The sequence below is a fragment of the Oceanicaulis sp. LC35 genome, from assembly GCF_052055585.1.
Lineage (GTDB): Bacteria > Pseudomonadota > Alphaproteobacteria > Caulobacterales > Maricaulaceae > Oceanicaulis.
On sequence record NZ_CP170485.1, the window covers coordinates 1,771,525 to 1,785,561 of the forward strand.

16 protein-coding genes are annotated in these 14,037 nt (G+C 63.3%); 3 read left to right on the plus strand and 13 right to left on the minus strand.

The genetic code is table 11. The features are described 5' to 3' along the window. Positions 1 to 27: 27 nt before the first annotated feature. From der to ACFELO_RS08465, 8 genes are all read right to left on the minus strand, one after another. A complete protein-coding gene (gene der / locus ACFELO_RS08430; RefSeq protein WP_440959912.1) occupies positions 28 to 1,395 on the minus strand; it encodes a ribosome biogenesis GTPase Der in 1,368 nt (455 codons plus the stop codon). A gap of 38 nt (positions 1,396 to 1,433) precedes the next feature. Further along, a complete protein-coding gene (locus ACFELO_RS08435) occupies positions 1,434 to 2,837 on the minus strand; it encodes an outer membrane protein assembly factor BamB family protein (RefSeq protein ID WP_440957331.1) in 1,404 nt (467 codons plus the stop codon). Further along, the gene (locus ACFELO_RS08440) at positions 2,834 to 3,607 is read right to left on the minus strand and encodes a tetratricopeptide repeat protein (RefSeq protein WP_440957332.1); all 774 of its coding nucleotides are present in this window, start codon (positions 3,605 to 3,607) and stop codon (positions 2,834 to 2,836) included. The genes ACFELO_RS08435 and ACFELO_RS08440 overlap by 4 nt, the downstream gene beginning before the upstream one ends. Before the next feature lie 82 nt (positions 3,608 to 3,689). Then, complete coding sequence (gene panB / locus ACFELO_RS08445; protein ID WP_440957333.1) at positions 3,690 to 4,517, minus strand: 3-methyl-2-oxobutanoate hydroxymethyltransferase; 828 nt, start codon at positions 4,515 to 4,517, stop codon at positions 3,690 to 3,692. Positions 4,518 to 4,607: 90 nt separating this feature from the next. Further along, a complete protein-coding gene (locus ACFELO_RS08450; RefSeq protein WP_440957334.1) occupies positions 4,608 to 4,964 on the minus strand; it encodes a hypothetical protein in 357 nt (118 codons plus the stop codon). After that, positions 4,961 to 5,503 carry an RNA polymerase sigma factor gene (locus ACFELO_RS08455; RefSeq protein WP_440957335.1) on the minus strand — a complete coding sequence of 181 codons (543 nt, stop codon included), beginning with the start codon at positions 5,501 to 5,503 and terminating at the stop codon, positions 4,961 to 4,963. Before ACFELO_RS08455 ends, ACFELO_RS08450 begins: the two co-directional genes overlap by 4 nt. 27 nt (positions 5,504 to 5,530) lie before the next feature. Then, complete coding sequence (locus ACFELO_RS08460; RefSeq protein WP_440957336.1) at positions 5,531 to 5,908, minus strand: DUF6249 domain-containing protein; 378 nt, start codon at positions 5,906 to 5,908, stop codon at positions 5,531 to 5,533. A gap of 44 nt (positions 5,909 to 5,952) precedes the next feature. After that, a complete protein-coding gene (locus tag ACFELO_RS08465) occupies positions 5,953 to 6,537 on the minus strand; it encodes an NnrU family protein (RefSeq protein ID WP_440957337.1) in 585 nt (194 codons plus the stop codon). Between the two features lie 137 nt (positions 6,538 to 6,674). Between ACFELO_RS08465 and ACFELO_RS08470 the strand changes: the two genes are divergently transcribed. After that, entirely contained in the window at positions 6,675 to 6,935 is a 261-nt protein-coding gene (locus ACFELO_RS08470) for a hypothetical protein (RefSeq protein ID WP_440957338.1), read from the plus strand. Positions 6,936 to 7,054: 119 nt separating this feature from the next. Continuing rightward, the gene (locus ACFELO_RS08475; RefSeq protein ID WP_440957339.1) at positions 7,055 to 9,268 is read left to right on the plus strand and encodes a M3 family metallopeptidase; all 2,214 of its coding nucleotides are present in this window, start codon (positions 7,055 to 7,057) and stop codon (positions 9,266 to 9,268) included. Between the two features lie 58 nt (positions 9,269 to 9,326). Here ACFELO_RS08475 and ACFELO_RS08480 read toward each other — a convergent pair whose 3' ends face one another. Together ACFELO_RS08480 and ACFELO_RS08485 are read right to left on the minus strand one after the other, a co-directional pair. Then, on the minus strand, positions 9,327 to 9,821 hold the full coding sequence (locus tag ACFELO_RS08480; protein WP_440957340.1) for a DUF2938 family protein: 495 nt from the start codon (positions 9,819 to 9,821) through the stop codon (positions 9,327 to 9,329). Beyond that, positions 9,818 to 10,657: a class I SAM-dependent methyltransferase gene (locus tag ACFELO_RS08485; protein WP_440957341.1), complete on the minus strand. Its 840-nt coding sequence runs from the start codon at positions 10,655 to 10,657 to the stop codon at positions 9,818 to 9,820. The genes ACFELO_RS08480 and ACFELO_RS08485 overlap by 4 nt, the downstream gene beginning before the upstream one ends. Before the next feature lie 76 nt (positions 10,658 to 10,733). Between ACFELO_RS08485 and ACFELO_RS08490 the strand changes: the two genes are divergently transcribed. Continuing rightward, a complete protein-coding gene (locus tag ACFELO_RS08490; protein WP_440957342.1) occupies positions 10,734 to 11,177 on the plus strand; it encodes a helix-turn-helix domain-containing protein in 444 nt (147 codons plus the stop codon). Here the strand turns inward: ACFELO_RS08490 and ACFELO_RS08495 are convergent. The 3 genes from ACFELO_RS08495 to ACFELO_RS08505 all read right to left on the minus strand — a co-directional run bounded on the left by ACFELO_RS08495 (position 11,152) and on the right by ACFELO_RS08505 (position 14,030). Next, complete coding sequence (locus ACFELO_RS08495; protein ID WP_440957343.1) at positions 11,152 to 11,973, minus strand: CPBP family glutamic-type intramembrane protease; 822 nt, start codon at positions 11,971 to 11,973, stop codon at positions 11,152 to 11,154. The two genes, ACFELO_RS08490 and ACFELO_RS08495, sit on opposite strands and share 26 nt — an antisense overlap. Positions 11,974 to 11,975: 2 nt before the next feature. Then, on the minus strand, positions 11,976 to 12,764 hold the full coding sequence (locus ACFELO_RS08500; RefSeq protein WP_440957344.1) for a MipA/OmpV family protein: 789 nt from the start codon (positions 12,762 to 12,764) through the stop codon (positions 11,976 to 11,978). A gap of 120 nt (positions 12,765 to 12,884) precedes the next feature. Next, a complete protein-coding gene (locus ACFELO_RS08505) occupies positions 12,885 to 14,030 on the minus strand; it encodes a helix-turn-helix domain-containing protein (protein WP_440957345.1) in 1,146 nt (381 codons plus the stop codon). Positions 14,031 to 14,037 lie beyond the last annotated feature (7 nt).

Here is a 14,037-nt window from a genome sequence, read left to right on the forward strand (position 1 = left end):
AAAAAGGCGGCCCGGAGGCCGCCTTTTTTATTTGTCCTTGGCGTAGGGGTTTTTCTGCCCCTTCACGATCAGGCGGATCGGCACGCCGGGCAGATCAAACGCCTCGCGCAGGCCATTGATCAGATAGCGTTTGTAGCTGTCAGGCAGGTGCGCCGCCCGGCTGGCCATCAGAACGAAGGTCGGCGGACGCGCCTTGGTCTGGCTCAGATAGCGCGGCTTCACGCGGCGACCGTCCACGGCGGGCGGCGGGTGACGCTGAACCATCTCGGCGAGCCAGTCATTGAGATCGCGCGTCTTCACCTTCACGTCCCAGTTCTTGTGCAGCGCTGACACGGCGGGCATGATCATCTCAAGACCGCGGCCCGAAATCGAGGAGATCGGGATCAGCGGGGCGCCCTTGATCTGTGGCAGAAGGCGTTCGAACTCCTCGCGCAGCTCGGCGAGTTTCGCCTGCTTGTCCTCGATCAGGTCCCATTTGGTGATCAGAACCACAAGGCCCCGGCCCTCGGTGACGACACGGTCAGCAATGGTCAGGTCCTGCTTCTCGAACGGGCGTTCGGCATCCACCAGCAGCAGCACGATCTCGGCGAACTTGATAGCGCGCAGCGTATCGGCGGCGCTCATCCGTTCGAGCCGGTCATCCACCTTGCCGCGTTTGCGCAAACCGGCGGTATCGTGCAGGCGCACGCGCTGACCGTCCCACTCCCATTCCACCGCAATGGCGTCCCGGGTCAGGCCCGCTTCAGGGCCGGTGATCAGACGGTCTTCACCGATCAGGGCGTTGATGAGCGTGGATTTGCCCACATTCGGGCGCCCGGCGACAGCGAGACGCAGAGGCGGATCCTCTTCGTCATCGCCCTCCCCCACGCCATCGGCTTCCAGCTCGGCGCGGATGCGGTCCTGGGCGGCCTCGATGGCGTCAGACAGGCGGGCGTAAAGATCGCCCATGCCTTCGCCATGAGCCGCAGACACCGGCACGGGTTCGCCCATGCCCAGCTTCCACGCTTCCATGGCGCCGTATTCGCCCTTGGCGCCTTCGCACTTGTTGACGGCCAGGATCACCGGCTTGTGCGATTTGCGCAGCACGTCGGCGAAGCGCTCATCCATGGCCGTGATGCCTTCGCGTCCATCAATCAGGAAGACGCAGACATCGGCTTCATCCAAGGCGGCTTCGGTCTGGGCGCGCATGCGCGCCTCGATGCCCGCCTTGTCATCTTCATAACCGGCGGTGTCCACAAGACGCAGTTCAAGGTCGCCAATACGGCCACGCGCTTCACGCCGGTCGCGCGTAACGCCCGGACGATCGTCCACGATCGCCAGCGGCTTGCCGGCGAGGCGGTTGAACAGCGTGGACTTGCCCACATTGGGCCGTCCCACAATGGCGAGGGCAGGCAGGGTCGATTTCAATTACCGGGCTCCAGAGCCCCCTGAAATCAGCGTAGCGCGATCAGGCGGCCTTCATCGGTCAGCACAAGCACCGTTTCATCTGCGATCACAGGCGCAATGTAAACCGAATCTCCCAGATTGCGGTCACCCAGGCGTGCGCCGTTCGCAGGATCATACAAGGCAAGCTCCCCTTCTGAGGACGCCAGAACCAGCCGATCACCGGCCAGAATCGGCCCCGCCCAGGAGACGCGATGCTTGCGTTTGCGCTCATTGCGGAACTGCTGCAGCTGGGTCAGCCAGCGCACTTCACCACTATTGCGGTCAATCGCGACCAGCTCGGCGTTCACCGTCACAAGGAACAGGTTCTCGCCCGCAATGGTCGGCGCATTCAGGCCGCCCGCAGGCTGTTCCCAGACGCGCTCGCCAGTGCGGATGTCAAACGCCGCCATCGAACCGGAATGGCTCATCGCATACACCGCATCACCCAGAATGACCGGGCTCGCAGCAATATCGTTGATGGTGGACAGCGGGGTCAGACCGCCGGCGCGGGTCAGGGAATCCGACCACAGCACCGTTCCGTTTTGCGACCGCAGGGCCACGATCTCGCCCGACGAATACGGCGCGATCACCACTTCACCCAGCACGGCCGGGCTCGGAGCGGTCAGAATACGGGCGGTTTCCGCAATGGAGCGGTGCGTCCACAGCACTTCGCCATTGCTGGCGTCCAGGGCCAGAAGCTCGTTGTCGTCCGTGGACACGAAGACCCGGCCATCGGCAACCGTCGGCGCAGAATGGAACGGGGTCAGCGAATGGGCGCGCCAGATTTCTTCGCCGCTCTCGGCATCCAGCGCGACGAAGAAGCCGCCGCCCGAGTGGGCGAAGATGCGGCCGCTGTCAAAGGACAGGCCGCCGCCAAAGGTCAGAACCCGGTCGCCGCCACGGAAGAAGGGCAGGAAGCCGTCGCCTTCCGCCTCGTGCAGGGACGGATCGTCCAGACGCGTGCGCCAGATTTCGTCGCCGTCTGACAGATTGCGGGCAGAAACGCGACCTTCCGCATCAATCGTGTAGGCCACGCCGTCAGAAATCACCGGACGCGCATTGATGCGGGCGTTCCGGCCAGAGCCGGCGCCGATGCGCTCGCGCCAGACCACGTTCAGATCACCGCTTGCCTGGGTGTGCTGCATGGCGTGGGTCGGATACCCGTCCGCTTGCGGCCAGGCGGTGTTCACATAGGCGCGCGGCAAGGTCGCAACGCTGGCCTCACCGACCTGCAGCGTATCGCCCAGCTCGAGAACCGAACGACGTTCGGACTCAGGCGGCGCATTCGGATCATCGGTCTCTTCGCCCTGGAACGGGTTCAGATTGCTCAGGCGCTCGCCTGCGCCACAGCCCGTCAGGACAAGGCTGGCGGCCAGACACGCGTAAAGCGGAAGGGTGCGAGACAGGGTCACTGCCCGTCCTCCTCTTGCTGGGCGGGCTCTGCCTCGGTCTCAGCCGGGGCTTGCTCGGTCGTTTCAGCGGGCGTTTCAGCGATGGTTTCAGGCTCGGCGGCCATCTCAACCGGTTCAGCCGCAGGCGCGTTCTGGTTGATATAGGACTGGGCCTGCATCACGCGCTGGCTCATGCCCTCGGGCAGATCAAGCGCGATGGACAACAGCTGGTAGCGCTGACGCGCCTCGTCCCAGCGCTCGTCACGCAGGGCGGCGGCGGCCATCAATTCGCGCGCCAGAAGCCCCACCGGAGCCGCGCCTTCGGTCAGCGGCTCAAGCCGGTTGGCGAGATCGTCAAAGGACAGGGAATCAAACTGGGCGAGCGCAGCCTGATAGCGCGCCAGATCCCGGATCATCGGTTCGGGGCTCAGCTCGCCGGCCTGGCCGAACAGACGGGCCGCCTGCTCGGTATCGCCCTGGGACAGCGCGATTTCCGCGCGACGCATCAGCGCCAGGGTCTCATAGCCGCGCGGCGCGTTCTCGGCGAGCGCCTGGAACTGGCTGTCCGCCTGCACAAGATTGCCGGCTTCATAGAGTTCGGCAGCCGCCTGATACTGATCGGACGCCGCATCGGCGCGCTGCTTGGTGGACCATTCCATGAACTGGTAGGCGCCCACGCCGAGCACGATCGCCCCTGCAACGCCGCCAACCCACGGCCCCCATTTCTTGAGAAGATCGTTGTACCGTTCCTGGCGCAGCTCTTCTTCGACTTCGTCGAAAACGTCGACCACTGGGGGCGCTCCACTCTTTTAAAAATTCTGTGCGCCGGACCCTAGCCGCGTGTACCGCGCCGGGCAATACGCGCTTGCGGTATCAGCGCTTCTTCGCGCTGTAGACATGTTCAGGCCCCGGAAAGGCCCGCGAACGCACATCCTCGGCATAGGCCTGGAAGGCGGCATCGGCAATTTCACGCAAGCTACCGTATTTTTTGACAAATTTCGGCGTCCAGTCGAACAGCCCCAGCATGTCTTGCATCACCAGCACCTGCCCGTCACAGGCTGCGGACGCGCCGATGCCGATCGTGGGCGCTGACACCTGTTCGGTGACTTCGCGGGCCACATCCTCGGCCACCCCCTCAACCACAATGGCGAAGGCGCCCGCCTCATCCATCGCGCGGGCTTCGGCCAGAACCTTGGCGCGGCTGTCTTCATCGCGTCCCTTGGCCTTGAAGCCGCCATCCGCCAGCGCCGCCTGGGGGCGCAGCCCCACATGGGCGACCACAGGAACGGCGCGCTCGACCAGATAGCGCACGGTTTCAGCCATCTGCACGCTGGTTTCGAGCTTCACGGCCCCGGCCCCGGTCTCCTGCAGCATGCGCACGCAGTTGGCGAAGGCCTGTTCTTTTGATTGCTCATAGCTGCCAAACGGCATGTCCACGACGACCAGAGCCTGTTTGGACCCGCGCATCACCGCCTGGCCATGCAGGATCATCATCTCCAGTGTGACGGAAATGGTGTTGGGCAGACCGTGAACCACCATGCCGACCGAATCGCCAACCAGAATCAGATCGGTATGCGGATCCATCACCGCCGCCATGGGCGCGTCGTAAGCGGTCAGGGAGACAATGGGCACGCCGCCCTTGCGGGCGCGGATGTCCGGCGGGGTCAGGCGTTTGACCGTAGCTTGGATTTGAGCGGACATGGCGGCACCTCCCTAGGACGTCAGAGGCGCGCAGCCTATCGCGCTTTCGCACGCGCACAAGTCGGCTGACGACACCGTGTCCGGTCAGGATCAGATATAGCTGCGCACGCCCGGGAGCACCCAGGCGAAGCCGAGCGCCATGATGCCGAAGAGGGCCGTGACAATCGCTTCCGGGCCAAAGAAGCCCAGCGCCTGCCCCAAAACGCCATGCACCTGGTCAGCGGGGATCAGCCCCACTAGGTTCTCAAGCTGGCTGCCTGCGACCGCCGATCCCGTCGCCCCGGCCCCGCCCAGCGCCAGAAAACGCATGCGGTCCGGGTTATTGAGGCGCTTTTCAACATGCGCGACGAAGACCGGATCCTCAGCGGGCGGCGCGACTTCGGCGAACATCGCCGACAGCTCCGCATCAAAGGCGTCGTCAATCATGGGATCAAACTCGTCCGTCATGCCGCTGCCTCCTTGCGTTCGAACCAGGCTTTCAGTTTGGCTTTGCCGCGATTGACATGGCTCTTCACCGTGCCCAGCGGAAGGCCTGTGACCTCCGCCGCGTCAGAATGCGACAGTCCTGACGCATAGCATAACACAACGCACACGCGCTCTTCCTCGCCCAGCGTCGAGAGCGCCCGATCCAGATCCACCCGGGCGCCGCCATCGGACGGAGCCTGATGGGTCTCCATGGGCTGGGCCTTGAGCTTTTCCATCGTCTTGTCGATCGCCTTGCGCTTGCGCGCGCTCATCAGGAATTCGGTATAGGCGATCCGGCACAGCCAGGCCTTAAACGAGCCCGCCCCGGTATAGGCGGTGATCTTGTTATAGGCCTTGATGAACGTCTCCTGCGCCAGATCATCGGCCAGCGCCGCATTGCGGCACAGACGCATCAGCACGGCGCGTACGGCGGACTGGTGGCGGGAGACCAGAGAGGAAAACGCCCTCTGGTCCTTGCCCGCGATCACCATCGCAATCAGTTCGCCATCACTGGGCGTCATGCCCCAACTCCACGCCAGAGGACCGGATCAGTCCTGGTCTTTCTTCTTCGAGAACAGACCGAACAGGATCAGCACCACGCCGATAAAGCCCGGGAAGGCTGCGACTGCGGACATGATGGAGACGATCTCCGTATCGCCGTCCACATTGCTGATGGCCAAGCCCAGAACGACCAGAGCCGCCGCAATCGCGATCAGGATGGAACCGGCCTTCAGATCACCGCCCTTGGGCTTTTCCTGCACGCCCAGCGCCTTGATGGTTTCAGGCGTCAGCTGCTGACCCGAGCGGATGGCTTCCTGCACCGTGGTCAGAACGGCTTTCCGACGCGACGCGGAACCGGCGACATTGATGGCGACGATCGCCACCACCATCGAAAACAGGCCCAGCGGAACCAGAATGTCTTCCATAATCAACCTCCAGATTGGGACGCTGTTTGTGCGTCCTGTACCGCTTAGATGCCGGGTGCGGCGCGATTGGATGCAAACTCGACGACAGCGACGCCAAAAAACTGCATGTGGAAATAAGCCAGAAGCGCCGAGGCGGACACGCCGACCAGCAGCGCGGTGAGATCCGCCCACAATACGCCGGGCCGGGCGAAGTGACCGCCCGTCCAGTATCCCTCGATCAGCAGGATCAGCGACCAGCCGGCGAACGCCCCGAACAGGATGATCGAAGCGAGCTCGCCATTGGCCAGAAGGTGTGAGCCCGACCACAGGAACACCCCCAGCGTCATGGGATGACGGGTGATCGAGCGGATATGGCTGGGCAGGTAGGTGGCGAAGATCAGCACCAGCGAGATCGGCACGGCGACCAGCGCCACGGTGCGCGTCCAGGCGGGCGGCTGCCAGATCGTCACGGACGGGTGCGCCAGGATCTGACCATAGATAATTAGCGTCAGCCCGATCGTGCTGAGCACGGAATAGAAGATCGCGAATAGCGCCTCTCCGGTCACCTTGACCATCAGCGCCTTGATCCCCAGGACCCGCGTCAGATGCACCCCGATGAAGATCACGAGGCCAGTGATCAGAACGCCCATAGACACGCCCTCCCCTTGAGCGCGAAGAGCTTAAACCGACTCTCCTCGCGCTGGCGAGTGGGCTTGGCCATGTGCGGCGTCTGGTCAGATTGATGTCCGGCCGCTCAGGCCTAATCTCTGCCCGGATTGGAGGCGAGATGACCGATCTCTTGAGATTTCTGCTGCGTCACGCCGTGCTGGGTATGGCGATCGGGATTGCGTTCACCTCCGTGATCCTGGTGTTTGACATCGGTCACCTTCGTACGCTGACTGCAGGCGATCCGGCGGGGACGGGCGCGCGCCTTCTTCTCGCCTTCTTCATCGGCTCCACCTTCGCCAGCCTGCAGATGGGGATTGCGGTGATGTATGCGCCGCCGGGCGCGGATGACTCTGCAGACCGCGGGGCTGGCGAAGACTGACGCCCTGCCCCATCTGAACATATCGTAATGCGCACAGGCTGTGTGGACTGTTTCGCCAGCACGGGCTGATGGCCTATGGTGCGCGCCAATTGACTCAGCATCCTTTGGGAGGGGATTTCATGCGTTCTCTGCTTCTCGCCGCCGCCAGCGGCCTTGCGCTTGCAGCCTGCAGCCAGCCGGCTGACACCGCCGCGGACACTCAGACCACCGCATCGCAAACCGCCGAGACCCCGGCGACCGACGCGTCCATGACCGATGAGGCCGTCGCCAGCAATCCGCTGACCGCGGAATGGACCGGCCCCTATGGCGGCGTGCCGGCCTTTGACCAGATGGATCTGGGCGCTCTGCGTGAAGCGCTCGAAATCGGCATGGACCGCAATCGCGCCGAGATCGAAGCGATCGCCAACAATCCCGAAGCGCCGACCTTCGAGAACACCATTGTCGAAATGGAGCGCGCCGGTTCCGCACTCAACCGCGTGTTTGTCTATTACGGCATCTGGTCCTCGAACATGAGCTCGCCGGAGTTCCGCGCAATCCAGCAAGAGATGGCTCCGGTCCTGTCGGCGTTCTCATCCGAGATCACCCAGAACGAAGCCCTGTTCGCGCGCATCCAGGCTGTCCATGACGGTGAGGAAATGGCGACCCTGCGCCCCGACCAGCAGCGCCTTGTCCAGCTGACCTATGACAGCTTCGCCCGTAACGGCGCGACCCTTGAGGGCGCCGAAGCCGAGCGCTATGCCGCGATCCAGTCGCGTCTGGCCGAGCTGCACACCCAGTTCAGCAACAATGTGCTCGCGGATGAAGAAAACTACGTCACCTATCTCGGTGACGACCAGCTGTCGGGCCTGCCGGACAGCTTCATTTCCGCCGCCGCCAACCTTGCCGCCGAGCGGGGTCATGAGGGCGAATATGCGGTGCTGAACACCCGCTCCTCCATGGACCCGTTCCTGACCTATTCCGATGAGCGCGACCTGCGCGAAGAGGTCTGGCGCACCTATTACAATCGCGGCGACAATGGCGACGAGTTCGACAACAACGCCATCATCGCCGAAATCCTGGCTCTGCGTGACGAGCGCGTGGAGCTGCTGGGCTATGACAACTACGCCCAATGGCGCCTCGAGAACCGCATGGCGGGCACGCCCGAGCGCGCTCTGGAGCTGATGGAAACCGTCTGGCCGGCCGCCATCGCCCGCGTCGAGGAAGAAGTCGCCCAGATGCAGGCTCTGGCTGATGAGCGCGGCGATGACATCACCATCGAGCCCTGGGATTACCGCTACTACATGGAAAAGGTGCGTCAGGCCGAATACGACCTGAACTCCGAGGAAGTGAAGCAGTACTTCAACATCGAGAATCTGCGCGAAGCCATGTTCATGGTCTCGGGCGAGCTGTTCGGCTTCGCATTTGAAGAAATCACCGACGGCTCTGTACCGGTCTTCCACCCCGATGTACGCGTCTGGGAAGTAACCAACCGCGACACCGGCGACCATATCGGCCTGTGGTATCTCGATCCTTACGCCCGTCAGGGCAAGCGCTCGGGCGCCTGGGCGAACAGCTATCGCGGCCACACCACCTTTGACGGTGAAGAGACCGTGCTGTCGTCCAACAACTCCAACTTCATCAAGGGCGCCCCGGGCGAGCCGGTGCTGATCAGCTTTGATGACGCGACGACCTTCTTCCACGAAATGGGTCACGCCCTGCACGCCCTGTCTTCGAACGTCGCCTACCCCACCCTGAATGGCGGCGTGCGCGACTACACCGAGTTCCAGTCCCAGCTGCTGGAGCGTTGGGTGCTGACCCAGCCGGTGATCGACAACTATCTGCGCCACGCCGAAACCGGCGAGCCCATGCCTGCAGACCTGGTGGCCCGCATCCGCGCCGCCTCCACCTTCAACCAGGGCTTCGGCACTACCGAGTATCTGGCCTCCGCCCTGGTGGACATGTATCTGCACACTGCTGATCCGGAAGGTCTGGACCCCGATGCGTTCGAGCGTGAAACGCTGGAGCGTCTGGGCATGCCGGAAGAGCTGCCGATGCGTCACCGCACCCCGCACTTCGGGCACATCTTCTCCGGTGAAGGCTATTCGGCCGGTTATTACGGCTATATGTGGGCCGACGTTCTGACCTCGGACGCAGCGGAAGCTTTCGCTGAAGCGCCGGGCGGCTTCTATGACGCCGATCTGGCCGAGCGCATGGTCGCGACCCTGTTCGCCCCGCGCAACTCGGTCGATCCGGCCGAAGCCTATCGCGAATTCCGCGGCCGCGACGCCACTGTCGAGCCGCTGATGCGTGACCGTGGCTTCCCGGTTCCGGGCGAAGAGGAAGACGGCGAATAAGCCTTTTCCCTCTCAGACAAGACAAGGCGGGCGGCTCATCGAGCCGCCCGTTTTGCATTCAGCTTCTGAGTGCAAGCAGCCCCAGGGCCGTCCCATATAATCCTGCCCCGAAGACCAGATGCGTCAGCAGGGTCTGGACACGTGCAGCTCGGGGCGCGGGCGTGCGACTTGCGAAGACGCCGCGCCCCAACGCCGGCTGCAAGATCAGGAAGGGCGCAAGAGATGTGACGGCTCCGAATGCGAGCGCTGGCCAGACAGACGGGCTTTCAAGCCAGAGCGGTCCGGCGAGACTGAGGAAGACACCCGCATAGGCGGCGCCGATTGCGTAATGCAGCATCCAGCCCAGACTTCTCTCGATCTTGGACAACGGTGCGCCCTGCCCCGGAACCACACTCATGCGCCCTGAAGGCAACCCGGCAACCCATCGCGCAATCCAGCCATAATCGAGCATGGGAGTACGGGTCGTGTACTGGCGCAACAGCGCCCAGCCATCCATGATCAAACTGGCGCCAAGCCCCAGTACAAGGCTGTCCGCCAGCTCCGGCGCCATCATGCCTCCGCATCCGCGCAGATGACCCAGCAGGCCGCCGTAAACCGGATCCGCCCATCAATTGTGTAGGGCGCATAGGCCTGACGCAGGCACTCCACAAGCGCGGCCTGCAATCTGGGCTCCAGTTCGGCATAGACCAGCCCGACCGCGCCCAGACGCGTCATGTAGAGCTCCAGCGCCTCAAGGACGAAACTGGCGGTGAAGTCCACGGGCTCAAAGCGCACACGGGACCAGCACGCACGTTCCAGCATGCGCGATATGGCGCCAGGCTCGGCAAAAGCGAATGGACCGACCGCGCCATCCTTGCGCCGACTGAGATCAGGCAACATGTGCTCGACCGCGCGCTCTGCCGTTGTCAGAAAGGCGTTCTCTGTCGCGGAACGCCAGACAACCAGACGCAGGGCGCCGCCAGGTCGCGTCGCGCGACGCAGATTTTCAAACGCAGCGACAGGATCGTTGAAGAACATGACGCCGAAACGGGACACGATCAGATCATAAGCACCGTTCTCAAAGTCATGGACCTGAGCGTCATCCAGAATGAAGCGGGCCGGGCTGTCGGCCAGGACCGCCCTTTGCTGCGCCAGCGTGATCAGCGGCTCTGACACGTCCACGCCCACACAGCGTTCCGTCACGTTGGCGATTTGCATGGTTGTCGCGCCAGCCCCGCAGCCCACATCCAGAACCTGTCTGGCGCCCAGCGCGCGTGTCTGGGCTGTGAGATATTCGGCGATCCCGGAGAACATGTCATCCAGCACACTCTGGGCTTCCACCCAGGCGCGGCCAGCAGGACCGTTCCAGATCTGCGACTGATCAGGGATATTCGTGGGCATGTGGGACATGGGAGCTCCTGAATTTGATTGCGAAACGCTCGCAACAGGGACAGGCTGCCACTTCAAGTGAACTTGAGGTCAAGCCATGTCCGAACTCGATATCAGCCAGGTCGCCCGCCAGACCGGATTGCGGGCCTCCACTCTGCGCTATTACGAAGAACGCGGTCTGATCACCGCTGTGGGCCGGCGCGGGCTCAAACGCCTGTTCGAGGAACAGGTCATAGAGCGGCTGGCGATGATCGCGCTTGGCCAGGCGGCAGGCTTCACCCTGGATGAGATCGCCGCGATGTTCGGGGACTCCGACCAGCCCCGTATCGAACGAGATAGATTGCTGGAGAAAGCGGACGAGCTGGATCAATCCATCCGGCGCCTGACCGCCATGCGCGACGGGTTGCGCCATGCCGCGGACTGCCCTCACCCGCGCCATATGGACTGCCCGAAATTCCAGCGCATCGTGAACGCGGCTGCGCGCGGCGCCCTGACCCGCTCGCGAACGCCGAACCTCACGCCGCACCCGAAACAACGCTGATCACGACCCAGACCAGGATCACCCCTTCCAGGCCATGCAGGATCAGGGACATCCAGTTGGAGCGGAAAATCTGGGCGGGCAGCGCATAGGCGATGCAGCTGGGGATCAGGGCCGGCATCATCCAGAATTTATGGCTGTGATAGCCCGCAAACAGCAGCGCATTGCCCAGAAAGGCCCAACGTCCCCAGGCTCTCACCATGCGCGGCAGTAGGACGCCATGAAACAGAAGCGCTTCCCCCAGCACATAATTGAACAGGCATGAGACCAGGGCGAGCGCGACCACATCCCAACGCCCTTGCAGATCAGCTATGGCAAGGGTCTCGATAAAAGCATGCGCAGGCGCCAGAGCCAGCAAGGACTGGCCCAGCGGGGTCGAGCTGAACCAGGCCTCAACGGCATAGTCACCGAACCAGCCTGCCGCGAACAGGAAGGGAATGGCGAAAAAGGCGGGCGGCGCCGGCTGGCCTCCGATCGGCCAGAGCGGCGGGTTGAGCCAGAGCCGGGTCTTGAGCGCTCGCCACGTGAATTCAATGCCTTCCAGTCGCAGCACCAGGATGGCCACCCCGGTCAGCCAGACCATGCCCAGAATGATGCAGCTCCAGAAGATCAGGCCCGGCAGTTCGTCGCTGTGACGGATCCACAGCGGAACCAGGACCCAGGCCAGGAGCGGCATCGGGGCGCTGGCCAGGAGCCAGATTCCCAGAATCCGGATGGTCTCGACCGTCCGGTCTGCAGAGGACAGGGACGACGCCAGCGCGCCGCCCCGTTCCGCCATCACTGCATGAGGCGCCTCCATGATCAGAACCGGCGCATGATGCCGATGAAAACACCTGTCGAGCTGTCATCGGCCATAAGCGGACTATCCGTGATGTCGGAATTGTAGAGGTCCGCCTCCACACCGCCGATCAGCAGGACCCGTTCAGACACCCGATAGCGCGCCTGCACCCCGAAATGCGGGGTCCATACCCCGCCCGAGGGCGCGCCCGGCGTCACGCCGAACTCATAGGCGCGCGCCATCACCGCCTCCTCAGTGGTCAGGCCATAGAGCCAGGTTGAGAGGTCTTCATCGCTCCAGACAACGCCTGCAGAAACCTCCAGCTCCAGACGCTCTGTCGGCGCCGTGCTCCAGGCCATATTGAGGTCGACAGACTGGCCGCCCGACTGATCACTGATGTCGATGAGATATTCCGCGTTGGCGCTGAACGCGCCCCGATGGGCGGTCAGGCGCAAACCCGCATCCACGCCCACATCCCGGTCCAGCCCGTCAAAGAGCTCGGTGTCGTCCGGATCCACAAGCGGTATGCGCGGACTGATCCGGGCTTCCAGCTGCACCGGCCCGGCTTGAAAGGCGCGCCAGCTCAGCCCGCTGAGATCAATTTTCACCCGCCCCTGCTGGAACAGGAAAAGCGGCAGTGCGCCCAGCTCAACATCGTCCTTGGCGCTCTCATAAGGATTGGTCACCGCATAGGCGCCCGCGCCCAGCATCAGGACACGGCCCGTATCGGGCTCTTCATATTGGGCATGGGCGGAAACGGGCAGGGCAATCGCCGCAAGGATCAGGGCGGCGCCCGTCAGGAGTTTGGTCATGACATGTCTCTTCTATTGGGGGAGATGACATGTCGGCTCTATCAGTCGGGGCGGAGGCGCGCGTCCGAACGGGTCCGATCAGACCCCCGATCTGTCCGGACGTGACGGATCGGACAGGGCTTAGCCCTCCCGAAAGGCGCTTGGAGCCTGTCCCGTCAGCTTTTTGACAGCGAGATTGAAGGTAGAACGCGAGTTGAAGCCCACATCATAGGCAATGGTCAGAAGCGGCTCGGACGTCTCGCGGATCCGGGACACCGCTTCCTCCACCCGCAGGCGGTTAACGTAGTCAAAGAAGCTCACGCCCAGATGCCCGTTGAGACTTTGCGACAAGTGATTGGGGCTCACCGCCAGTCGGGACGCCAGCACGCCCAGCGACAACATGGGATCGCGATAGAGCTGCTCTTTCGCCATCAGCTTTTCCAGCCGCTCCGCGATCTGGGCCTGACGCGCATCAGACAGGGCGGAGCGCGCATATTTTTCGGCGGGTTCAAGGGTCTGGGGCGCATCCTGACCATCGCGAAAGACCGGAGCCTGCCACAAGCCATACAGCCCCACCGTCACGATCCACACACACTCCACCAGCGCGTCACTGAGATCGACAAGCGGGTTGGAGATCAGGCTGACCGGGAACAGCGTCTTGATCGCGCCCCAGCTCCACGCCGCCAGCATCAGCAGCAAGACCACGCGCAACCAGGACAGGGTGCGGTTCTCGATATTGGAGAAGATTTGCCGCACCGCTTTGAGATTGCGCGTCAGCACCCAGAAGGCCACGCCGAGATAGGCCAGTGTCAGCACTAGAAACAGCGCACTGAAAATCAGGACGACCCAAAAGACCGATGAACTTCCCGCTTCACTCAACCCGTATACGCTCTGACGAATGGTGGCTGGCAGCGCAAAGAAGCTGAAGCTTGTGACAAACGCCGCGATCGCCGGCCCCCAGATCTGAAGCTTCAGACGCAGGGGCCAGGCCGCATCCGGCGCCCGCGTCATGTCGAGCACATAAATGAGCAGGACCGGGCCATAGAACAACCGGAACGGCCAGAGCACGCCAATCAGGGCAGGCGCCGTGTCATAGACGCCAGCCTGCTCGAACAACAGCTCGAAACCCGACAGCGCGCTCAGCCCCAGAAACGCGGCCAGCGCCTTGCGCGCATGCCGTGGATGCGTGCCCGCGTCCTGTCGATCGAGCAAGAGAAGCTGAAGCGCGGCGAACAGGGCCACGCCCGCCGCGCCGGCTGAAATGAACTGCACCCAGAGCTCGATCATCCCGGAG

Bases quoted from the DNA above. Each gene is read 5' to 3' on its own strand.
- ACFELO_RS08455 (WP_440957335.1), bottom strand. From the start codon at position 5,503: ATGACGCCCAGTGATGGCGAACTGATTGCGATGGTGATCGCGGGCAAG.
- ACFELO_RS08460 (WP_440957336.1), bottom strand. From the start codon at position 5,908: ATGGAAGACATTCTGGTTCCGCTGGGCCTGTTTTCGATGGTGGTGGCG.
- ACFELO_RS08505 (WP_440957345.1), bottom strand. From the start codon at position 14,030: ATGATCGAGCTCTGGGTGCAGTTCATTTCAGCCGGCGCGGCGGGCGTG.
- ACFELO_RS08485 (WP_440957341.1), bottom strand. From the start codon at position 10,657: ATGTCCCACATGCCCACGAATATCCCTGATCAGTCGCAGATCTGGAAC.
- ACFELO_RS08465 (WP_440957337.1), bottom strand. From the start codon at position 6,537: ATGGGCGTTCTGATCACTGGCCTCGTGATCTTCATCGGGGTGCATCTG.
- ACFELO_RS08495 (WP_440957343.1), bottom strand. From the start codon at position 11,973: ATGGAGGCGCCTCATGCAGTGATGGCGGAACGGGGCGGCGCGCTGGCG.
- ACFELO_RS08490 (WP_440957342.1), top strand. From the start codon at position 10,734: ATGTCCGAACTCGATATCAGCCAGGTCGCCCGCCAGACCGGATTGCGG.
- panB (WP_440957333.1), bottom strand. From the start codon at position 4,517: ATGTCCGCTCAAATCCAAGCTACGGTCAAACGCCTGACCCCGCCGGAC.
- ACFELO_RS08480 (WP_440957340.1), bottom strand. From the start codon at position 9,821: ATGATGGCGCCGGAGCTGGCGGACAGCCTTGTACTGGGGCTTGGCGCC.
- ACFELO_RS08500 (WP_440957344.1), bottom strand. From the start codon at position 12,764: ATGACCAAACTCCTGACGGGCGCCGCCCTGATCCTTGCGGCGATTGCC.
- ACFELO_RS08450 (WP_440957334.1), bottom strand. From the start codon at position 4,964: ATGACGGACGAGTTTGATCCCATGATTGACGACGCCTTTGATGCGGAG.
- ACFELO_RS08470 (WP_440957338.1), top strand. From the start codon at position 6,675: ATGACCGATCTCTTGAGATTTCTGCTGCGTCACGCCGTGCTGGGTATG.
- ACFELO_RS08475 (WP_440957339.1), top strand. From the start codon at position 7,055: ATGCGTTCTCTGCTTCTCGCCGCCGCCAGCGGCCTTGCGCTTGCAGCC.